Here is a 19,897-nt window from a genome sequence, read left to right as displayed (position 1 = left end):
CATTCAGCCCATCGACGGAAAGAGAATGAGTCACAGTGTCCGAGTCTTCACAGTCGGCTGGCGAGTCCCGCGCGGAGCGCGTGGACGAGTCGGAAGCCGTCGATGTGACGAAGGGTTCGCTCGACGAGTCCGCTGAGTCGGCCGTCGATGCCGGATCCGACGTCGACGTCGACGCTGAAACCGAGGCCGAAGAGGCCGAGGCCGCCGACGATGACACCGAGGTCGCGGCAGCGGCCGGTGTCGTTGACGAGGACGGTGACCTCGAGTCCGATGAGGATGACGAGGCCGACGACGACGAAGCGGTCGCGGAGGCGGGCGCCGTCGACGAGGACGGCGACGTCCTCCCCGAGGTCAACGTGGTCGAGGAGTTCAAGGACCACCTGCGGAGCCTCTTCGGCGAGTGGTACGTCATCCACTCCTACGCGGGTTACGAGAACCGCGTGAAGTCGAACATCGAGACCCGCACGCAGTCCCTCAACATGGAGGACTACATCTTCCAGGTCGAGGTGCCCACCCACCACGTGACCGAGGTGAAGAGCGGCAAGCGCCAGCTCGTCAAGGAGCGCGTGCTGCCCGGCTACGTGCTGGTCCGGATGGAACTGACCGACGAGTCCTGGTCCGCGGTGCGTAACACGCCCGGTGTGACCGGCTTTGTCGGCCTGTCCAACAAGCCGAGCCCGCTGAGCCTCGAAGAAGTCGCCAAGCTGCTGGCGCCGGAGCCGTCCGAGGAAGTCAAGAAGTCGACCGCCAAGGCCTCGGCCGCGACCGTCGACTTCGAGGTCGGCGAGTCCGTCACCGTCATGGACGGCCCGTTCGCGACCCTGCCCGCCACGGTCAGTGAGATCAGCGCCGAGTCGCAGAAGCTCAAGGTGCTGGTGTCGATCTTCGGTCGTGAGACTCCGGTTGAGCTCTCGTTCAACCAGGTCTCGAAGATCTGACTCGATCACATAAACTAAGTCGTTCGGGGGCCGTGCTTCGCGAAGCGCGGCCCACCGACATGCTCCCCGTGTCTGCGTGGGAGCCGCACTAACCCGATGAGGACCCGGAGAGAACCATGCCTCCTAAGAAGAAGATCGCGGCACTGGTCAAGGTCCAGCTTCCCGCTGGCCAGGCCACCCCCGCACCGCCGGTCGGTACCGCCCTCGGTCCGCACGGCGTCAACATCATGGAATTCGTGAAGCAGTACAACGCTGCCACCGAAGCCCAGCGCGGCAACATCATCCCCGTTGAGATCACCATCTTCGAGGACCGCACCTTCGTCTTCATCACGAAGACGCCTCCGGCGCCCGAGCTGATCAAGAAGGCCGCCGGCGTGGCGAAGGGCTCGGCCGTCCCGCAGAAGGACAAGGTCGGCAAGCTCACCAAGGAGCAGCTGCGCCAGATCGCCGAGACCAAGATGCAGGACCTCAACGCCAACGACGTTCAGGCGGCCGAGAAGATCATCGCCGGCACCGCCCGGTCGATGGGCATCACGATCGTCGACTAGCAGTACCGGACCACCCGGGCCGGCGGTGAAGCGGACATCCACCAGGATCCGTGACACCCGCCAGGAGCCCGGCGTCGGACGCGACCTGGAGCGCGTTCGTCACCCCACCGTCGAAGTAAGTGGAGGGGCCAGGCGCTGGCCCGCACCACGGACACTCGGATCCATAGGAGTGAGCACGTGAAGCGCAGCAAGGGATACCGCGAAGCAGCGGCCAAGATCAACCTCGACAACCTGTACTCCCCGGCCGAAGCCGCCAAGCTGGCCAAGGAGTCCAACGTCGCCAAGTTCGACGCCACCGTCGAAGTCGCTCTGCGACTGGGCGTCGACCCCCGCAAGGCGGACCAGATGGTGCGCGGCACCGTCAACCTCCCGCACGGCACCGGTAAGACCGCCCGGGTCCTGGTCTTCGCGACCGGCGACCGTGCCGAGGAGGCCCGCGCCGCGGGTGCCGACATCGTCGGTGCCGACGAGCTGATCGAAGAGGTCGCCAAGGGCCGCCTCGACTTCGACGCGGTCGTCGCCACCCCGGACCTCATGGGCAAGGTCGGCCGCCTGGGCCGCGTGCTCGGCCCGCGTGGTCTGATGCCGAACCCCAAGACCGGCACCGTCACGCCGGCCGTCGGCAAGGCCGTCACCGACATCAAGGGCGGCAAGATCGAGTTCCGTGTCGACCGGCACGCGAACATGCACTTCATCATCGGCAAGGTGTCGTTCGGCGAGCGTCAGCTCATCGAGAACTACGCCGCCGCCCTCGACGAGGTGCTGCGTCTGAAGCCGTCCGCGGCCAAGGGCCGTTACATCAAGAAGGTCGTGTTCGCCACGTCCATGGGCCCCGGCATTCCGGTCGACCCCAACGCGACGCGCGGCCTGGCCGCAGAGCTCGACGCCTGATATAAACCGTTTTTCTCGAAAGACCTCAACCGAATGGCCATTCGGTTGAGGTCTTTTGTTGTTTCTTCGTTCTCATGGAGGACGCGATCGACTTTCTCGCCACGTAGTGTCATAGACAAGTTCATCGGGGGACACGAAAGGGTGAAGGCGAATGCGTCGATTGGCTCCCGCACTTGCATTGGGAGGGGCCGCGCTGGTCGCGGTCGCGGGATGCGGTGCGCAGAGCACCAGCTCCCTCGGAAACGTCAAGCTGGCCGCCGCCGAGGCGGTACAGCAGAGTGTGCAGAAGGCTGAGGCGGTCACCTCCTACTCCGCCGACGTGGCTCTCGAGGCCACCGGCGGCGACAAGGGCACGAGCAAGATCCAGGGCAGTCTGCTCTACCAGAGCCGTCCCCAGCTCGCGACGGACGTCAAGCTGGACACGATCACCTACGGCGGCCAGAACGTGCCGGGCGGCGCCCGCGCCATCCTGTCGGGTGACACCGTGTACGTGAAGTCGCAACTCCTCAACAAGTTCGCGGGCGCGGCCAAGCCCTGGGTCAAGGTGTCGCTCACCGACGTCAACGCCAAGGAGCAGGCCGGGATCAAGGGCTTCATGGACCAGATCCAGCAGTTCGACCTGGCGAGCACCGTCAAGCTGCTGACCGCGTCGAAGGACGTCAAGGCCGTCGGCACCGAGACGGTCGGCGGAGTCGACACGACGCACTACAGCGGCACCTTCCCGGTGGCCGAAGCCGCACAGGTGATCGACCCGGCCAAGAGCGCGCAGCTCCAGCGGGACCTCTCGCAGGCCAAGAACGTGAAGTTCGACTTCTGGGCCGACGCCCAGAGCCTGCCGCGCAAGGTCGCGCTGAGCGGCGCCCAGCAGGGCGCCACGTTCAACCTGACGGCGTTCTTCAAGGGCTTCAACGAGCCCGTGGAGATCACCGCCCCGCCCGCCGACCAGGTGAGCGAGCTGCCGAAGAACCACGTCGGAAACTGACGTTCACGCACGACCCGCGCCCCCGGCCGACGGCCGGGGGCGCGGGCCTTTCCCCGCTCCGGTGCGGGGTCCTGCCTCGATTCGACCCGGGTTCGAGGTTTGATTTGGCACAAGTCCTGATCAGGACGTAAGCTGTCAACGCCGAAGACCGCCGGTCGTCATCAAGCCTCATGGCCTGGTGACCCAAGGATCCACCCAAGTGGACGGCCTGCGCAGGTTGTGATGTGAGTTTTCATCTGGATTAACCTCCTTATGTGAGCCCCGTGCGCCTGCGCCGGGGCTTGTTCGCTTTTATGGGCCTTCACGCCGGCGGCACATCTGGAAGGAGGCCCATGGCGAAGGCAGAAAAGGCAACGGCAGTAGCCGAGCTCAAGAGCAGCTTCGACGGCTCCAACGCTGCCGTTCTGACCGAATACCGCGGTCTCACCGTCGCCCAGCTCAAGCAGCTGCGCGTTTCCCTCGGTGAGAATGCGAATTTCGCCGTGGTGAAGAACACGCTGACCAAGATCGCGGCCAATGAGGCCGGGTTCAGCCAGCTCAACGACCTGCTCGCGGGTCCGTCGGCGATCGCTTTCGTCAACGGCGACGTGGTCGAGGCTGCCAAGAGTCTGCGTGATTTCGCCAAGGCCAATCCCCTCCTGATCATCAAGGGCGGTGTCGTCGACGGTAAGGCGATGACCCCGGCCGAGATCAGCAAGCTTGCCGACCTCGAGTCGCGTGAGGTTCTCCTCGCGAAGCTGGCCGGCGCTCTGAAGGCGAAGCAGGGCCACGCGGCCGCTGTCTTCAACGCGCTGCCCACCAACATGGCTCAGCTGGCCGAGGCCCTGCGCGTCAAGCGCGAAGGCGCCGGCGAGTAGGTCCGCGTAAGCGGTCACAGGGGATTAACGCACACCGCGGTCCCATTTCTTAGTAGTTAGATTCATACGGAGGAATCATCATGGCGAAGCTCAGCACCGACGAGCTGCTCGACGCTTTCAAGGAAATGACTCTCCTTGAGCTGTCCGACTTCGTGAAGCTCTTCGAGGACACCTTCGACGTCAAGGCCGCCGCCCCGGTCGCCGTTACCGCCGTCCCCGGTGCCGCCGGCGCCGCTGCCGAAGAGGTCGAGGAGCAGGACGAGTTCGACGTCATCCTCGAGGCCGCCGGCGACAAGAAGATCCAGGTCATCAAGGAGATCCGCGCTCTGACGAGCCTGGGTCTCAAGGAGGCCAAGGACCTCGTGGACGGCGCTCCCAAGTCCGTCTTCGACGGCAAGGTCAACAAGGAGCAGGCGGAGAAGGCCAAGGCCGCTCTCGAGGCCGCCGGCGCCAGCGTCACCGTCAAGTAAGTCACGCAGTTCGCTTCATCAGAAAAGGGCGGGTCCACCAGGTGCCGGTGGTCCGCTCTTTTTTGTTTGCCCGTTCCCGCGCCCGGAGGTCCTCCGGATCCGCGGGAAAGGTGTGAGACGGGAGCCTTCTGCCCGTTCTTCGGGTTTCGTCTCGGAGACCTTCCGGGCCCCACAGGGGCGTGAGGCGGACGACGGGAGCCTCCGGCCTCGTTCCCCGGTTTTTCCGCCCGGAGACCTCCCAGGCTCGCGAGGAGGGCGAGGGAGGCGCGAGAAGGGTGACGGAGGGCTCCTCCCGCCTGTGCGTTCCCGCTCTCGCGCTCGCGGACCCTCCTGGCCGCCTGGAAGGCGCGGTGCGGGCGCGGCGCGGTGTGAGACCGGTGGCGAAAGCCTTCCATGCGGATGTGTGCGGCGGGTTATGATCCGGCGACCGGGGGCTTGTCGGTTCGGACGGACAGGGTTCCGTGTTCCAGGGTTCCGTGCTCACCGGCCGGCGTTCCGGAGACCGTGCGATGGGAGAGAACGCATGGCAGTACATGCCGCCCGGCCCCGTCGCCCGCTGGGGATCGCCGGACCGGTTCTGGGCGTGCTGATCGTGGCGTTGCTGGCCGCGGCCTTCTGGATCGGCAGGGATCTGCGTGACGCTCAAGCCGCGGCCGACGACAGGCAGGCGGCGATGCGGGTGGCGGGGGTGCACGCGGTCAATCTGCTCTCCGTCAGCTATCAGAGCGTCGACGCGGACATCAAACGCATCCTGGACACCTCCACCGGAGCGGCCAGAGCGGAGTACGCCAGGACCGCCGCGGAGCTCAAGGAGACCACGGTCAAGGAGAAAGTGGTCCAGGCGGGTGCGCTGCGCGCCACGGGGCTGGTCTCGCTCAAGGGGACCACGGCTCAGGTGATGGTCGTGGGGGACACCCTGATCCGGATGGACGGCGGTAAGAACGCTCCACAGGAGCGGTTCTACCGGTGGAACATGGAGGTCACCAAGGTCGGAGGGGTATGGCTCGTGTCGAAGGCGGAGGTGGTCCTGTGAGGCGTGTCTCCCTGTTGGTGATCTGGATGCTGGTCGCCGTGGCGCTCGCGCTCACGGCGGTTATCTGGATCATGTTCGCCGATCTGAGCCGGCTGCGCGAGCAGGAGACGGCAGGGGCGGAGGCCCTCGCCGCGGCCCGCTCGGTCGCCTCCGCCATGCTGTCCTACGACTATCGTACAATCGAACAGGATTTCGCAAGAGCGGGCGAATACACCGCCGGAGGCCTCACCTGGCACTATAAGCAGCTTGCCACGACCCTGGTGCCCCAGGCCAGGAAAGAGCGGACGGTGCAGCAGGCGACGGTGGCCGGGGCAGGAGTGGAGTCGGCGGAATCCGGCCGGGTCGAGGTGCTGTTGTTCATGAGCATGAGCATCGTGAAGACCCTCCCGGGGGAGAAGGAGCCCCGGCGGCAGGTCAGCCAGAATCGAGCCCTTTTCGTCATGGTCAAAAAGGATTCTCGCTGGCTGGTCGCGGAGCTGTCCACGCTGCTCGGAAGCCCTCCGAGACCCTAGTCGGCGTGGCGGGTTACTCAATTGTTAGTAAAGCTTCGGTTTGAGATGTGTAGGCCGGGGGGTACATCAGCCACGGCAGCGTCGATCGTCGGTCGAACATCGGCTAGCGTTCGAACCGTCGTGTGACTGAGCGTCAACCGCACCAGGTCGGGGTACCCTCTTGGGCGCGGTGGTGTGCGTAAGTCATCCGGTGGGAAAACTCCCAGCATCTCGGCTATTGCTTGGCCGAAATGTCGGCTCGCGGGCTTGACGTTTCGGCGATGACGGGCGATGCTGCGACCAACGTGGAGCTTGCAGCGAGACTGAAGTGGACAGGTGTGTGCCGTTCGGCTACACTGCCCCTTTGCGCTGCCCTTTGACGACCCGCTTCTTTTGGTGCTCTGATGCATGGTCGTCTGGCGTGCGTGTAGTCAGTCCGCCGCGAGCCCTCGGAAGGACATCCTGTTGGCAGCCTCGCGCAACGCCTTCGCCGTACCCGCCGGTCCCCGTCGTGTGTCTTTCGCACGAATCCAGGAGCCGCTCGAAGTTCCTGACCTTCTCGCTCTCCAGACCGAGTCCTTCGACTGGTTGCTTGGCAACGAGAAGTGGAAGGGGCGGGTCGAGGCGGCTCGTCAGGCCGGGCGCAAGGACGTTCCGGCCCAGTCGGGTCTCGAAGAGATCTTTGAAGAGATCAGTCCCATCGAGGACTTCTCCGGAACCATGTCCCTGTCGTTCCGCGATCACCGGTTCGAGCCGCCAAAGTACTCAGTGGATGAGTGCAAAGACAAGGACATGACCTACTCCGCCCCGATGTTCGTCACGGCGGAGTTCATCAATAACACCACTGGTGAGATCAAGAGCCAGACCGTGTTCATGGGCGATTTCCCGCTCATGACCGGCAAGGGAACGTTCATCATCAACGGCACCGAGCGTGTCGTGGTCTCCCAGCTGGTCCGGTCCCCGGGCGTCTACTTCGACCGCAGTGTCGACAAGACCTCCGACAAGGACCTCTACGGATGCAAGGTGATCCCCTCCAGGGGCGCCTGGCTCGAGTTCGAGATCGACAAGCGTGACAGCGTCGGCGTCCGCATCGACCGCAAGCGCAAGCAGGCCGTGACGGTCCTGCTGAAGGCGCTCGGGTGGACCAGCGAGCAGATTCTTGAGCGTTTCGGACAGTACGAGTCCATGCGCGCAACCCTGGAGAAGGACCACACGGCCGGCCAGGATGACGCCCTGCTGGACATCTACCGCAAGCTGCGTCCCGGCGAGCCGCCGACCAAGGAGTCGGCGCAGACGCTGTTGGAGAACCTGTACTTCAACCACAAGCGTTACGACCTCGCGAAGGTCGGCCGCTACAAGATCAACAAGAAGCTCGGCGTCGACAGCGAGATCACGCAGGGAACGCTGACCGAAGAGGACATCGTCGCCACCATCGAATACATCGTCCGGCTTCACGCCGGCGAGGTCTCGATGCCCGGTGCGAGCCGTGAGATGGTCGTCGAGACCGACGACATCGACCACTTCGGCAACCGTCGCCTGCGCACGGTCGGCGAGCTCATCCAGAACCAGGTCCGTCTGGGCCTGGCTCGTATGGAGCGCGTCGTCCGCGAGCGGATGACCACCCAGGACGTCGAGGCGATCACGCCGCAGACCCTGATCAACATCCGTCCGGTCGTGGCGTCGATCAAGGAGTTCTTCGGAACCTCCCAGCTGTCGCAGTTCATGGACCAGACCAACCCCCTGGCCGGTCTGACGCACAAGCGTCGTCTGTCCGCGCTGGGTCCCGGTGGTCTGTCCCGTGAGCGGGCCGGCTTCGAGGTCCGTGACGTCCACCCGTCTCACTACGGCCGCATGTGCCCGATCGAGACGCCCGAAGGACCGAACATCGGTCTGATCGGTTCGCTGGCCTCCTTCGGCCGCGTGAACTCCTTCGGGTTCGTCGAGACGCCGTACAGGAAGGTCATCGAGGGCCGGGTCACCGAGGAGGTCCACTACCTCACCGCGGACGAGGAGGACCGGCACGTCATCGCCCAGGCGAACACGCCGATCGGTTCCGACGGAACGTTCCTCGAGCCGCGCGTGCTCGTCCGCCGTAAGGGCGGGGAGTTCGAGTCGCTGCGGGCCAACGAGGTCGACTACATGGACGTCTCGGCACGCCAGATGGTGTCCGTGGCGACCGCGATGATCCCGTTCCTCGAGCACGACGACGCCAACCGCGCGCTCATGGGTTCCAACATGCAGCGCCAGTCGGTGCCGCTGCTCAAGAGCGAGGCGCCGCTGGTCGGCACCGGCATGGAATACCGTGCCGCGACCGACGCCGGTGACGTCATCACCGCGGACAAGGCCGGCGTGGTCGAGGAGGTCTCCGCCGACTACGTCACCGTGATGAACGACGACGGCACCCGCACGACCTACCGCGTCGCCAAGTTCAAGCGCTCCAACCAGGGCACCTGCTTCAACCAGAAGCCGATCGTCAAGGAAGGCGACCGGGTCGAGGTGAACCAGGTCGTCGCCGACGGTCCCTGCACGGAGACCGGCGAGATGGCGCTCGGCAAGAACCTGCTCGTGGCGTTCATGCCGTGGGAGGGTCACAACTACGAAGACGCGATCATCCTCTCCCAGCGTCTGGTCCAGGACGACGTCCTCTCCTCGATTCACATCGAGGAGCACGAGGTCGACGCCCGTGACACCAAGCTGGGCCCCGAGGAGATCACCCGGGACATCCCGAACGTCTCCGAGGAGGTCCTGGCCGACCTCGACGAGCGCGGCATCATCCGCATCGGCGCCGAGGTCACCACCGGTGACATCCTCGTCGGCAAGGTCACGCCCAAGGGTGAGACCGAGCTGACCCCCGAGGAGCGCCTGCTCCGCGCGATCTTCGGTGAGAAGGCCCGCGAGGTCCGTGACACCTCTCTGAAGGTGCCGCACGGCGAGTCCGGCAAGGTCATCGGCGTCCGCGTGTTCAGCCGCGAGGAGGGCGACGAGCTCCCCCCCGGCGTCAACGAGCTGGTCCGCGTCTACGTGGCCCAGAAGCGTAAGATCACCGACGGTGACAAGCTGGCCGGCCGTCACGGCAACAAGGGTGTCATCTCCAAGATCCTTCCGGTCGAGGACATGCCGTTCCTCGAGGACGGCACGGCGGTCGACATCATCCTCAACCCCCTGGGCGTGCCCGGCCGAATGAACGTCGGTCAGGTCCTGGAGACCCACCTCGGGTGGATCGCCGCCAGAGGGTGGGATATCTCGGGCATCGAGGAGGCGTGGGCCGAGCGGCTGCGCGACAAGGGCTTCGCCCAGGTCGCGCCGCGCACCAACATGGCCACCCCGGTGTTCGACGGTGCCAACGAGGAAGAGATCGTCGGTCTGCTGGACAGCACCCTGGTCAACAGGGACGGCGGGCGCATGGTCGGCCCGAACGGAAAGGCCCAGCTCTTCGACGGCCGTTCCGGTGAGCCGTTCCCGCACCCGGTCTCGGTCGGTTACATCTACATCCTGAAGCTGCTCCACCTGGTCGATGACAAGATCCACGCTCGTTCGACCGGCCCGTACTCCATGATCACCCAGCAGCCGCTCGGTGGTAAGGCCCAGTTCGGTGGACAGCGTTTCGGCGAGATGGAGGTGTGGGCGCTCGAAGCGTACGGCGCCGCCTACGCGCTCCAGGAACTGCTCACGATCAAGTCCGACGACGTCCTCGGCCGTGTGAAGGTCTACGAGGCCATCGTCAAGGGCGAGAACATCCCCGAGCCAGGTATTCCAGAGTCGTTCAAGGTCCTCATCAAGGAAATGCAGTCGCTGTGCCTGAACGTTGAGGTGCTCTCCAGCGACGGCATGTCCATCGAGATGCGCGACACCGACGAGGATGTCTTCCGCGCTGCGGAAGAGCTCGGCATCGACCTGTCCCGGCGCGAGCCGAGCAGTGTCGAAGAGGTCTGATCCAGAAGCTGAGGAGGGGATTACAAGTGCTCGACGTCAACTTCTTCGACGAGCTTCGGATCGGCCTCGCGACCGCCGACGATATCCGCCAGTGGTCGCACGGCGAGGTCAAGAAGCCCGAGACGATCAACTACCGGACCCTCAAGCCCGAGAAGGACGGACTCTTCTGCGAGAAGATCTTCGGCCCGACCCGGGACTGGGAGTGCTACTGCGGTAAGTACAAGCGCGTCCGCTTCAAGGGCATCATCTGTGAGCGCTGTGGCGTCGAGGTCACTCGCGCCAAGGTGCGTCGTGAGCGGATGGGCCACATCGAGCTGGCCGCGCCCGTCACGCACATCTGGTACTTCAAGGGTGTCCCGTCCCGTCTGGGATACCTGCTCGACCTGGCCCCGAAGGACCTTGAGAAGGTCATCTACTTCGCGGCCTACATGATCACGCATGTCGACAAGGAAATGCGTGAGCGTGACCTGCCCTCGCTCGAGGCGAAGATCTCCGTCGAGCGGCAGCACGTCGAGCAGCGTCGTGACTCCGACATCGAGGCCCGGCAGAGGAAGCTCGAGGCCGACCTGGCCGAGCTGGAGGCCGCCGGGGCCAAGGGCGACCAGCGCCGCAAGGTCCGTGAGGGCGCCGAGCGTGAGATGCGGCAGCTCCGTGACCGGGCCCAGCGCGAGCTGGACCGGCTGGACGAGGTCTGGAGCCGCTTCAAGAACCTCAAGGTCCAGGACCTTGAGGGCGACGAGCTGCTCTACCGCGAGATGCGCGACCGTTTCGGCCGCTACTTCCGCGGTGGCATGGGCGCCCAGGCCATTCAGGAGCGTCTGACCAACTTCGACCTCGCTCTCGAGGCCGAGAACCTGCGCGAGACGATCCGCAGCGGCAAGGGCCAGAAGAAGGCCCGCGCGCTCAAGCGTCTCAAGGTCGTGTCCGCGTTCCTGAACACGCGCAACTCGCCCAACGGCATGGTCCTGGACTGCATCCCGGTCATCCCGCCGGACCTGCGCCCGATGGTGCAGCTCGACGGTGGCCGGTTCGCGACCTCGGACCTGAACGACCTGTACCGTCGCGTGATCAACCGGAACAACCGCCTCAAGCGTCTCCTTGACCTCGGTGCCCCCGAGATCATCGTGAACAACGAGAAGCGGATGCTCCAGGAGGCCGTCGACGCGCTGTTCGACAACGGCCGTCGTGGCCGCCCGGTCACGGGCCCCGGCAACCGTCCCCTGAAGTCCCTCAGCGACATGCTGAAGGGCAAGCAGGGCCGGTTTCGCCAGAACCTGCTGGGCAAGCGAGTCGACTACTCCGGCCGTTCGGTCATCGTCGTCGGCCCGCAGCTGAAGCTGCACCAGTGCGGTCTGCCCAAGCAGATGGCGCTGGAGCTCTTCAAGCCCTTCGTGATGAAGCGCCTGGTCGACCTGAACCACGCACAGAACATCAAGTCGGCCAAGCGGATGGTCGAGCGTGCCCGCCCGGTCGTGTGGGATGTCCTCGAAGAGGTCATCACCGAGCACCCCGTGCTGCTCAACCGCGCGCCGACGCTGCACCGTCTGGGCATCCAGGCCTTCGAGCCGCAGCTGGTCGAGGGCAAGGCCATCCAGATCCACCCGCTCGTCTGCACCGCGTTCAACGCGGACTTCGACGGTGACCAGATGGCGGTGCACCTGCCGCTGTCGGCCGAGGCTCAGGCCGAGGCCCGCATCCTGATGCTGTCCACCAACAACATCCTGAAGCCGGCCGACGGCAAGCCGGTGACCATGCCCACCCAGGACATGATCATCGGTCTGTACTCGCTGACCACGCTGAAGGACGACACTCAGGGCGGGGTCGGCGAGGGCCGGGCCTTCGGCTCGGTGTCCGAGGCGCTCATGGCCTTCGACCGCCGCGAGCTGGACATCCAGTCCAAGATCCAGATCCGGATGAAGGGCGACGTCCCGCCGCCTCGCGACTGGACGGCTCCCGAGGGCTGGGAGCCGGGCGACACCTACCGCCTGGAGACCACGCTCGGCCGCTGCCTGTTCAACCAGACGCTGCCGGCGAACTACCCGTACGTGAACTCGCAGGTCGGCAAGAAGCAGCTGTCGGTCATCGTCAACGAGCTTGCGGAGAAGTATCCCAAGGTCGAGGTCGCGGCCGCGCTCGACGCCCTCAAGGACGCCGGCTTCTACTGGGCGACCAGGGCCGGTGTGACGATCTCCATCGAGGACGTCATCGCGCCGCCGAACAAGGCCGAGATCATGGAGACGTACGAGCGCCGGGCCGACAAGGTCCAGCGGGAGTACGAGCGCGGTCTGATCACGGACGAGGAGCGCCGTCAGGAGCTCATCGAGATCTGGACGCACGCGACCAGTGACGTGACCGACGACATGCAGAAGGCGTTCCCGAAGACCAACCCGGTCTGGATGATGGTCCAGTCGGGCGCCCGAGGAAACCTGATGCAGGTCCGTCAGATCTCCGGTATCCGCGGTCTGGTGTCCAACACCAAGGGTGAGACGATCCCGCGTCCGATCAAGGCCTCGTTCCGCGAGGGCCTGTCGGTGCTGGAGTACTTCATCTCCACCCACGGACAGCGGAAGGGCCTCGCGGACACCGCGCTGCGGACCGCCGACTCGGGTTACCTGACCCGTCGTCTGGTGGACGTCGCGCAGGACGTCATCGTCCGCGAGATCGACTGTGGCACCGACCGCGGTGTCCCGCTGCACGTCGCCGACCGTGACGCCCAGGGCAACCTGGTCAAGGCGGAGAACGCCGAGAGCAACGTGCACGGCCGCATCCTCGCCGAGGACGTGGAGGTCGACGGCAAGATCATCGCGACCGCGGGTGTCGACATCAACGACATCCACGTCACCGCGCTGGTCGAGGCCGGTGTGGAGACCGTCAGGACCCGCAGCGCTCTCGTCTGCGAGGCCAAGATCGGTGTCTGCGCCACCTGCTACGGCCGCTCGCTCGCGACCGGCAAGCTCGTGGACGTCGGCGAGGCGGTCGGCATCATCGCCGCCCAGTCGATCGGCGAGCCCGGTACCCAGCTGACGATGCGTACCTTCCACACCGGTGGTGTGGCGGGTGCGGACATCACCCACGGTCTGCCCCGTGTCCAGGAGCTCTTCGAGGCGCGCGTCCCCAAGGGTGTCGCCCCGATCAGCGAGGCCGAGGGCCGGGTCCGGATCGACGAGACCGACAAGACCCGGAAGATCGTGATCGTTCCGGACGACGACTCCGAGGAGATCGCTTACCCGGTCTCCATGCGGTCGCGCATGCTGGTCTCCGACGGGCAGCGGGTCGGCGTCGGCCACCAGCTGATCGCCGGTGCGGTCAACCCCAACGAGGTGCTGCGCATCCTCGGCCCCCGGGCCGTGCAGCTGCACCTTGTGGCAGAGGTCCAGCAGGTCTACCGCTCGCAGGGTGTGTCGATCCACGACAAGCACATCGAGATCATCGTCCGGCAGATGCTCAAGCGCGTGAACGTGCTCGAGTCCGGCGATGCCGACATGCTGCCCGGTGAGCTCGTCGAGCGGCCCCGCTTCGAGCGGATCAACCGCGAGTGCGTGGCCGAGGGCGGTACGCCGGCCTCCGGCCGTCCCGTGCTGATGGGCATCACCAAGGCCTCGCTCGCAACCGAGTCCTGGCTGTCCGCGGCGTCCTTCCAGGAGACGACCCGAGTGCTCACCGACGCGGCGATCCACGCCAAGTCGGACTCGCTGCTCGGTCTCAAGGAGAACGTCATCATCGGAAAGCTCATCCCGGCCGGTACGGGCATGCCCCAGTACCGCAACATCCGGGTCGAGCCGACCGAGGAGGCCAAGGCCGCGATGTACACGGTCGGCGGCTACGACGGCTCCGCGGCGGACTACACCTTCGGTTCGGGCTCCGGTGAGGCCGTGCCGCTGGAGGAGTACGACTTCGGTCAGTACAACCGCTAAGTGGTCATGGGCAGCGCCCGGTTCCCTCTTCGGGAACCGGGCGCTGTCGTCTGTCCGGGGTTCCCGATAACCCGGGCGCCGGGCCGACCGGTCAGCCAGGCATGGACCACCTGCCGAAGGACAGCCCGGTAACCCGGGCGCCTGGCTGACGGCCCGATGGGCATGAACTACCTGCCGAAGGACCGCCGGGTAACCCGGGCGCCTGACTGACAGTCCGATGGGTGTGGACCACCTGCCGGAGGGCCGCCCGGCGATCCGGGCCCCTGGCTGACGGCCGTCGCCGAGCGCCTGAGAGGTGGCGAGCGGCTCGGACACGTGCGGGTACGAGCGGCCGCTCAGGAGTTCGCCACCCGAAAAATTCACTTTCCGGACATTCGCCCGCGGCTGTTCCTCCCGGATTTCCGCCCGCCGGAGTTTCCGCCCGCCGGAGTTTCCGCCCGGAGGCTCCACCCGGCGCCGGGGGCGCCGTGTCCTCGCCTTGACCGGAATGTTGCGGGGAAAGCCGTACGTTAATGAGAGGAACGGCTGGAGAAGTCCTCCGCGACAGGTAAACTCAGCACGGACCCAACAGCGGTCGGCCGGAAACCGATCGCGGGAGCCACGACACGAATACGGGCGCCGATAACGGCGCGCGGCGAGTGCAACCGTTTTGACGTGTTGCGCTGGACTAGGTAGTCTTGCCCTTCGTGCCCGTGGCTTCATGGGCTCTCATGCGTGCGCGTCGACAGGTTTCCCGCGGGGAGTTGACAGAGGCGCCGTATGGCCTCCTCCACTGGACTGGCCTAGCCGGGAAGTGGCGCGGTAATTGCGCGACACGCCCGACCGCGTGGGTCGGAGTGGATGGAAAACCCGCAGGTCATGACACCGGCAGTGCCTGCAAAATGCACGATATTCGAATAACCGGCAAGCACGAACGGAGACGCGGTGCCCACGATTCAGCAGCTGGTCCGCAAGGGCCGCCAGGACAAGGTCACTAAGACCAAGACCCCGGCGCTCAAGGCCAGCCCCCAGCGACGCGGCACCTGCATGCGCGTTTACACCACGACCCCGAAGAAGCCGAACTCCGCCCTCCGCAAGGTCGCGCGTGTCCGGCTCACCAACGGCATCGAGGTCACGGCCTACATCCCCGGTGTCGGCCACAACCTCCAGGAGCACTCCATCGTGCTCGTCCGCGGCGGTCGTGTGAAGGACCTGCCGGGTGTTCGCTACAAGATCATCCGCGGTTCGCTCGACACCCAGGGTGTCCGCAACCGCAAGCAGGCCCGTAGCCGTTACGGCGCGAAGAAGGAGAAGTAAGAATGCCTCGCAAGGGTTCTCCTGGCCGTCGTCAGCTCATGGCTGACCCGGTCCACAACTCGCCGCTGGTCACCGCCCTCATCAACAAGGTGCTCCTGGACGGCAAGCGCTCCATCGCACAGTCCATCGTTTACGGCGCCCTTGAGGGTGCGAAGGAGAAGACCGGCAACGACCCGGTCGTCACCCTGAAGCGCGCGCTGGACAACGTCAAGCCCACCCTTGAGGTCCGCAGCCGCCGTGTCGGTGGCGCGACCTACCAGGTCCCGGTCGAGGTGCGCGCGGCGCGCAGCACCACCCTGGCCCTGCGCTGGCTGGTGCAGTACTCCCGCGCCCGCCGCGAGAAGACCATGACCGAGCGCCTCATGAACGAACTGCTCGATGCCAGCAACGGCCTCGGCGCCAGTGTCAAGAAGCGCGAGGACACCCACAAGATGGCCGAGTCCAACAAGGCCTTCGCCCACTACCGCTGGTAACAGCGGGTTCGACGAGACGACGAGGACGCGAGAGAAGTGGCCACCACGACCGCTCTTGACCTGGCCAAGGTCCGTAACATCGGGATCATGGCCCACATCGACGCGGGCAAGACCACGACGACCGAGCGCATCCTGTTCTACACCGGTATCAACTACAAGATCGGTGAAGTCCACGAGGGCGCAGCCACGATGGACTGGATGGAGCAGGAGCAGGAGCGTGGTATCACCATCACCTCCGCTGCTACCACCTGCGAATGGCTCGACCACACGATCAACATCATCGACACCCCGGGTCACGTGGACTTCACGATCGAGGTGGAGCGCTCGCTCCGCGTCCTCGACGGTGCCGTCGCGGTGTTCGACGCCGTCGCCGGCGTCGAGCCCCAGTCGGAGACGGTGTGGCGCCAGGCCGACCGCTACGAAGTCCCCCGCATCTGCTTTGTCAACAAGATGGACCGGGTCGGCGCGGAGTTCCACCGCTGCGTCGACATGATGATCAGCCGTCTGCACGCGACCCCCGCGGTCATCCAGCTTCCCTGGGGCGTCGAGGCCGACTTCAAGGGCGTCATCGACCTGGTGAAGATGAAGGGCCTCCTCTGGAGCGCCGAGGCGGCCAAGGGCGAGATGTACGACGTCGTCGACATCCCGGCCGACCACGCCGAGACCGCTCGCGAGTGGCGCGACAAGCTGGTCGAGACCGTCGCGGAGAACGACGACGAGCTCATGGGTCTCTTCCTTGAGGGCATCGAGCCCACCGAGGAGCAGCTCGTCGCCGCGATCCGCCGCGCGACGCTGTCCAGTGCCATCAACCCGGTCCTGACCGGCACCGCGTTCAAGAACAAGGGTGTCCAGCCCCTGCTCGACGCGATCGTCGCCTACCTCCCCGCCCCTATCGACATCAAGGCCTTCAAGGGCCACGCGGTCGGTAAGGAAGAGGAGATCGTCGAGCGTCACGCGGACGTGAACGAGCCGTTCTCCGCGCTGGCCTTCAAGATCATGAGCGACCAGCACCTGGGCCGTCTCACCTACATCCGCATCTACTCGGGCACGCTCGAGACCGGCACCGCGGTGACCAACTCGGTGAAGGGCAAGAAGGAGCGGATCGGCAAGATCTACCAGATGCACGCCAACAAGCGCGAAGAGCGCGCGTCGGCTCACGCTGGTCAGATCGTCGCGGTCATGGGCCTGAAGGACACCACCACCGGTGACACCCTGGCCGACCCGGCTCACCCCGTGGTCCTGGAGTCGATGAACTTCCCGGCGCCGGTCATCAGCGTCGCCATCGAGCCCAAGACCAAGGGCGACCAGGAGAAGCTGGGCACCGCGATCCAGCGTCTGGCCGAGGAGGACCCGTCCTTCCAGGTCCGTCGTGACGATGAGACCGGGCAGACGGTCATCTGGGGAATGGGTGAGCTCCACCTGGAGATCCTCGTCGACCGGATGCGCCGCGAGTTCAAGGTCGAGGCCAACATCGGCCGCCCGCAGGTGGCGTACCGCGAGACCATCCGCCGCAAGGTGGAGAAGATCGACTACGTCCACAAGAAGCAGACCGGTGGTTCCGGCCAGTTCGCCAAGGTCATCATTGACATTGAGCCGCTGGGCGAGGGCAACGACGGCTACGAGTTCTCCAACAAGGTCTCCGGCGGCCGCATCCCGAGGGAGTACATCCCCTCGGTCGACGCGGGTGCCCAGGAGGCCGCCCAGTTCGGCGTGCTCGCCGGCTACCCCATGGTCGGGGTCAAGGTCACCCTGCAGGACGGCGCCTACCACGAGGTGGACTCGTCCGAAATGGCCTTCAAGATCGCCGGCTCGATGGCCTTCAAGGAGGCCGCGCGCAGGGCGGACGCCGTAATCCTGGAGCCGATGATGGCCGTCGAGGTCACCACGCCCGAGGACTACATGGGTGATGTCATCGGAGACCTCAACGGTCGCCGCGGGCAGATCCAGTCGATGGACGAGCGCTCCGGCGCCCGTATCATCTCGGCGCTCGTGCCGCTCTCTGAGATGTTCGGCTACGTGGGTGACCTCCGTAGCAAGACGCAGGGACGTGCGAGCTACAGCATGCAATTCGACTCCTACGCCGAGGTGCCTGTGCACATCGCCAAGGAGATCGTCGCGAAGGTGCGGGGCGAGTAGTCCGGCATCCGTTTCGGTGCGGACGGCGAGGAGATCGCCGTCCGGCCGAGGGGTGTGGGGCGAGTGAATTCTCGTCGGCCGGTTCCGGGAGGAACCGGCTTCCCCAAACCCGAATAAGAAGACGCAAGTCACGTCAGAATCTCTAAGGAGAGAGCAGTGGCCAAGGCCAAGTTCGAGCGGACCAAGCCGCACGTAAACATCGGCACCATTGGGCACATCGACCACGGCAAGACCACTCTGACCGCGGCGATCACCAAGGTACTCCACGACCGTTACCCGAACCTCAACGAGGCGACCGCGTTCGACAAGATCGACAAGGCGCCCGAGGAGAAGGCTCGTGGTATCACGATCTCCATCGCGCACGTCGAGTACCAGACCGAGAGCCGCCACTACGCCCACGTGGACTGCCCCGGTCACGCCGACTACGTGAAGAACATGATCACCGGTGCGGCTCAGATGGACGGCGCGATCCTCGTGGTCGCCGCCACCGACGGTCCGATGCCCCAGACGAAGGAGCACGTCCTCCTGGCCCGCCAGGTCGGCGTCCCCTACATCGTCGTCGCCCTGAACAAGGCCGACATGGTGGACGACGAGGAGATCCTGGAGCTCGTCGAGCTCGAGGTCCGTGAGCTTCTCTCGGCCCAGGAGTTCCCCGGCGACGACCTGCCCGTGGTTCGCGTCTCGGCGCTGAAGGCGCTCGAGGGCGACGAGAAGTGGGCCGACTCCATCATCGAGCTCATGACCGCTGTGGACGAGAGTGTTCCCCAGCCGACCCGTGAGACCGACAAGCCGTTCCTCATGCCGATCGAGGACGTCTTCTCGATCACCGGCCGCGGCACCGTCGTGACCGGTCGTATCGAGCGTGGCATCGTCAAGGTCAACGAGACTGTCGACATCATCGGCATCAAGGAGACCAAGACCACCACCACGGTCACCGGCGTCGAGATGTTCCGCAAGCTCCTCGACGAGGGCCAGGCGGGCGACAACGTCGGTCTGCTCCTGCGCGGTATCAAGCGCGAGGACGTCGAGCGCGGCCAGTGCATCATCAAGCCGGGCACGACCACCCCGCACACCGAGTTCGAGGCTCAGGTCTACATCCTGTCGAAGGACGAGGGTGGCCGCCACACGCCGTTCTTCAACAACTACCGTCCCCAGTTCTACTTCCGTACGACTGACGTGACCGGTGTTGTGACTCTGCCCGAGGGCACCGAGATGGTCATGCCCGGTGACAACACCGAGATGAACGTCGCCCTCATTCAGCCCATCGCGATGGAGGACGGTCTCAAGTTCGCCATCCGTGAGGGTGGCCGCACCGTCGGTGCGGGTCGCGTTACCAAGATCATCAAGTAAGACACTCGCGGAGCGGCGGCCGGCTCTCATCGCAGAGCCGGCCGCCGAACCACAAGGAGGCTCGTGCCGCAAGGCAGGTGTCTCCGCAAGGTCCCACGAACCGTGATCTCGCAGTTGGTTCGGCCACACGATGGCCGAAGTAACTGCCAGATCACGGAAGAAAGCGCAGATCAACGTGTCTGCTACGTGGGGTTGGACCATGAATGGCGGCATCAGGCCGCATGTAACTTTTTCAGACGACAGCGAAGGACACCGAGGCCATTATGGCGGGACAGAAGATCCGCATTCGGCTCAAGGCCTATGACCACGAGGTCATCGACGTCTCGGCCAAGAAGATCGTCGAGACGGTGACAAGGACTGGCGCCAAGGTCGCAGGCCCGGTGCCGCTGCCGACCGAGAAGAACGTGTACTGCGTCATCCGCTCGCCGCACAAGTACAAGGACAGCCGCGAGCACTTTGAGATGCGCACGCACAAGCGGCTCATTGACATCATCGATCCGACGCCGAAGACGGTCGACTCGCTCATGCGACTCGACCTTCCCGCCGGTGTCGACATCTCGATCAAGCTCTGAGGGAACGCACTGA

15 protein-coding genes are annotated in these 19,897 nt (G+C 65.4%); all 15 read left to right on the top strand.

Annotated elements, in window-relative coordinates; translation table 11 throughout:
• The first annotated feature begins 35 nt into the window (after positions 1-35).
• The 15 genes from nusG to rpsJ all read left to right on the top strand — a co-directional run bounded on the left by nusG (position 36) and on the right by rpsJ (position 19,884).
• Positions 36-938, top strand: coding sequence for a transcription termination/antitermination protein NusG (gene nusG, locus J2853_RS29445; RefSeq protein WP_307563597.1), 903 nt, complete (start codon positions 36-38; stop codon positions 936-938).
• A gap of 116 nt (positions 939-1,054) precedes the next feature.
• The gene (rplK, locus tag J2853_RS29440) at positions 1,055-1,486 is read left to right on the top strand and encodes a 50S ribosomal protein L11 (protein WP_307563595.1); all 432 of its coding nucleotides are present in this window, start codon (positions 1,055-1,057) and stop codon (positions 1,484-1,486) included.
• 177 nt (positions 1,487-1,663) lie between these two features.
• Positions 1,664-2,377: a 50S ribosomal protein L1 gene (gene rplA / locus J2853_RS29435; protein WP_307563593.1), complete on the top strand. Its 714-nt coding sequence runs from the start codon at positions 1,664-1,666 to the stop codon at positions 2,375-2,377.
• 151 nt (positions 2,378-2,528) lie between these two features.
• Positions 2,529-3,359 carry an SCO4651 family lipoprotein gene (locus J2853_RS29430; protein WP_307563591.1) on the top strand — a complete coding sequence of 277 codons (831 nt, stop codon included), beginning with the start codon at positions 2,529-2,531 and terminating at the stop codon, positions 3,357-3,359.
• A gap of 332 nt (positions 3,360-3,691) precedes the next feature.
• Entirely contained in the window at positions 3,692-4,216 is a 525-nt protein-coding gene (rplJ, locus tag J2853_RS29425; RefSeq protein ID WP_307563589.1) for a 50S ribosomal protein L10, read from the top strand.
• 80 nt (positions 4,217-4,296) lie between these two features.
• The gene (gene rplL, locus J2853_RS29420) at positions 4,297-4,686 is read left to right on the top strand and encodes a 50S ribosomal protein L7/L12 (RefSeq protein WP_307563587.1); all 390 of its coding nucleotides are present in this window, start codon (positions 4,297-4,299) and stop codon (positions 4,684-4,686) included.
• A 523-nt stretch (positions 4,687-5,209) separates the two neighbouring features.
• Positions 5,210-5,719: an Rv1363c family protein gene (locus J2853_RS29415; RefSeq protein ID WP_307563585.1), complete on the top strand. Its 510-nt coding sequence runs from the start codon at positions 5,210-5,212 to the stop codon at positions 5,717-5,719.
• Complete coding sequence (locus J2853_RS29410; protein WP_307563583.1) at positions 5,716-6,231, top strand: Rv1363c family protein; 516 nt, start codon at positions 5,716-5,718, stop codon at positions 6,229-6,231. The genes J2853_RS29415 and J2853_RS29410 overlap by 4 nt, the downstream gene beginning before the upstream one ends.
• A 444-nt stretch (positions 6,232-6,675) precedes the next feature.
• Positions 6,676-10,143: a DNA-directed RNA polymerase subunit beta gene (gene rpoB / locus J2853_RS29405; RefSeq protein ID WP_307563582.1), complete on the top strand. Its 3,468-nt coding sequence runs from the start codon at positions 6,676-6,678 to the stop codon at positions 10,141-10,143.
• A gap of 26 nt (positions 10,144-10,169) precedes the next feature.
• Positions 10,170-14,057 carry a DNA-directed RNA polymerase subunit beta' gene (locus J2853_RS29400; protein WP_307563580.1) on the top strand — a complete coding sequence of 1,296 codons (3,888 nt, stop codon included), beginning with the start codon at positions 10,170-10,172 and terminating at the stop codon, positions 14,055-14,057.
• Between the two features lie 924 nt (positions 14,058-14,981).
• Positions 14,982-15,353, top strand: coding sequence for a 30S ribosomal protein S12 (rpsL, locus tag J2853_RS29395; RefSeq protein WP_012887826.1), 372 nt, complete (start codon positions 14,982-14,984; stop codon positions 15,351-15,353).
• A 2-nt stretch (positions 15,354-15,355) separates the two neighbouring features.
• Complete coding sequence (gene rpsG / locus J2853_RS29390; protein WP_012887827.1) at positions 15,356-15,826, top strand: 30S ribosomal protein S7; 471 nt, start codon at positions 15,356-15,358, stop codon at positions 15,824-15,826.
• 87 nt (positions 15,827-15,913) lie between these two features.
• On the top strand, positions 15,914-17,962 hold the full coding sequence (fusA, locus tag J2853_RS29385; RefSeq protein WP_370879543.1) for an elongation factor G: 2,049 nt from the start codon (positions 15,914-15,916) through the stop codon (positions 17,960-17,962).
• Positions 17,963-18,118: 156 nt separating this feature from the next.
• Positions 18,119-19,312, top strand: coding sequence for an elongation factor Tu (gene tuf / locus J2853_RS29380; protein WP_307563576.1), 1,194 nt, complete (start codon positions 18,119-18,121; stop codon positions 19,310-19,312).
• Positions 19,313-19,575: 263 nt separating this feature from the next.
• Positions 19,576-19,884, top strand: coding sequence for a 30S ribosomal protein S10 (rpsJ, locus tag J2853_RS29375; protein WP_030912931.1), 309 nt, complete (start codon positions 19,576-19,578; stop codon positions 19,882-19,884).
• Positions 19,885-19,897: the final 13 nt, after the last annotated feature.

It is taken from the genome of Streptosporangium lutulentum (genome assembly GCF_030811455.1).
GTDB classification, from domain to species: domain Bacteria; phylum Actinomycetota; class Actinomycetes; order Streptosporangiales; family Streptosporangiaceae; genus Streptosporangium; species Streptosporangium lutulentum.
Note: the sequence above shows the minus strand (reverse complement) of the source record. Positions and strands in the feature narration are given on the sequence as shown.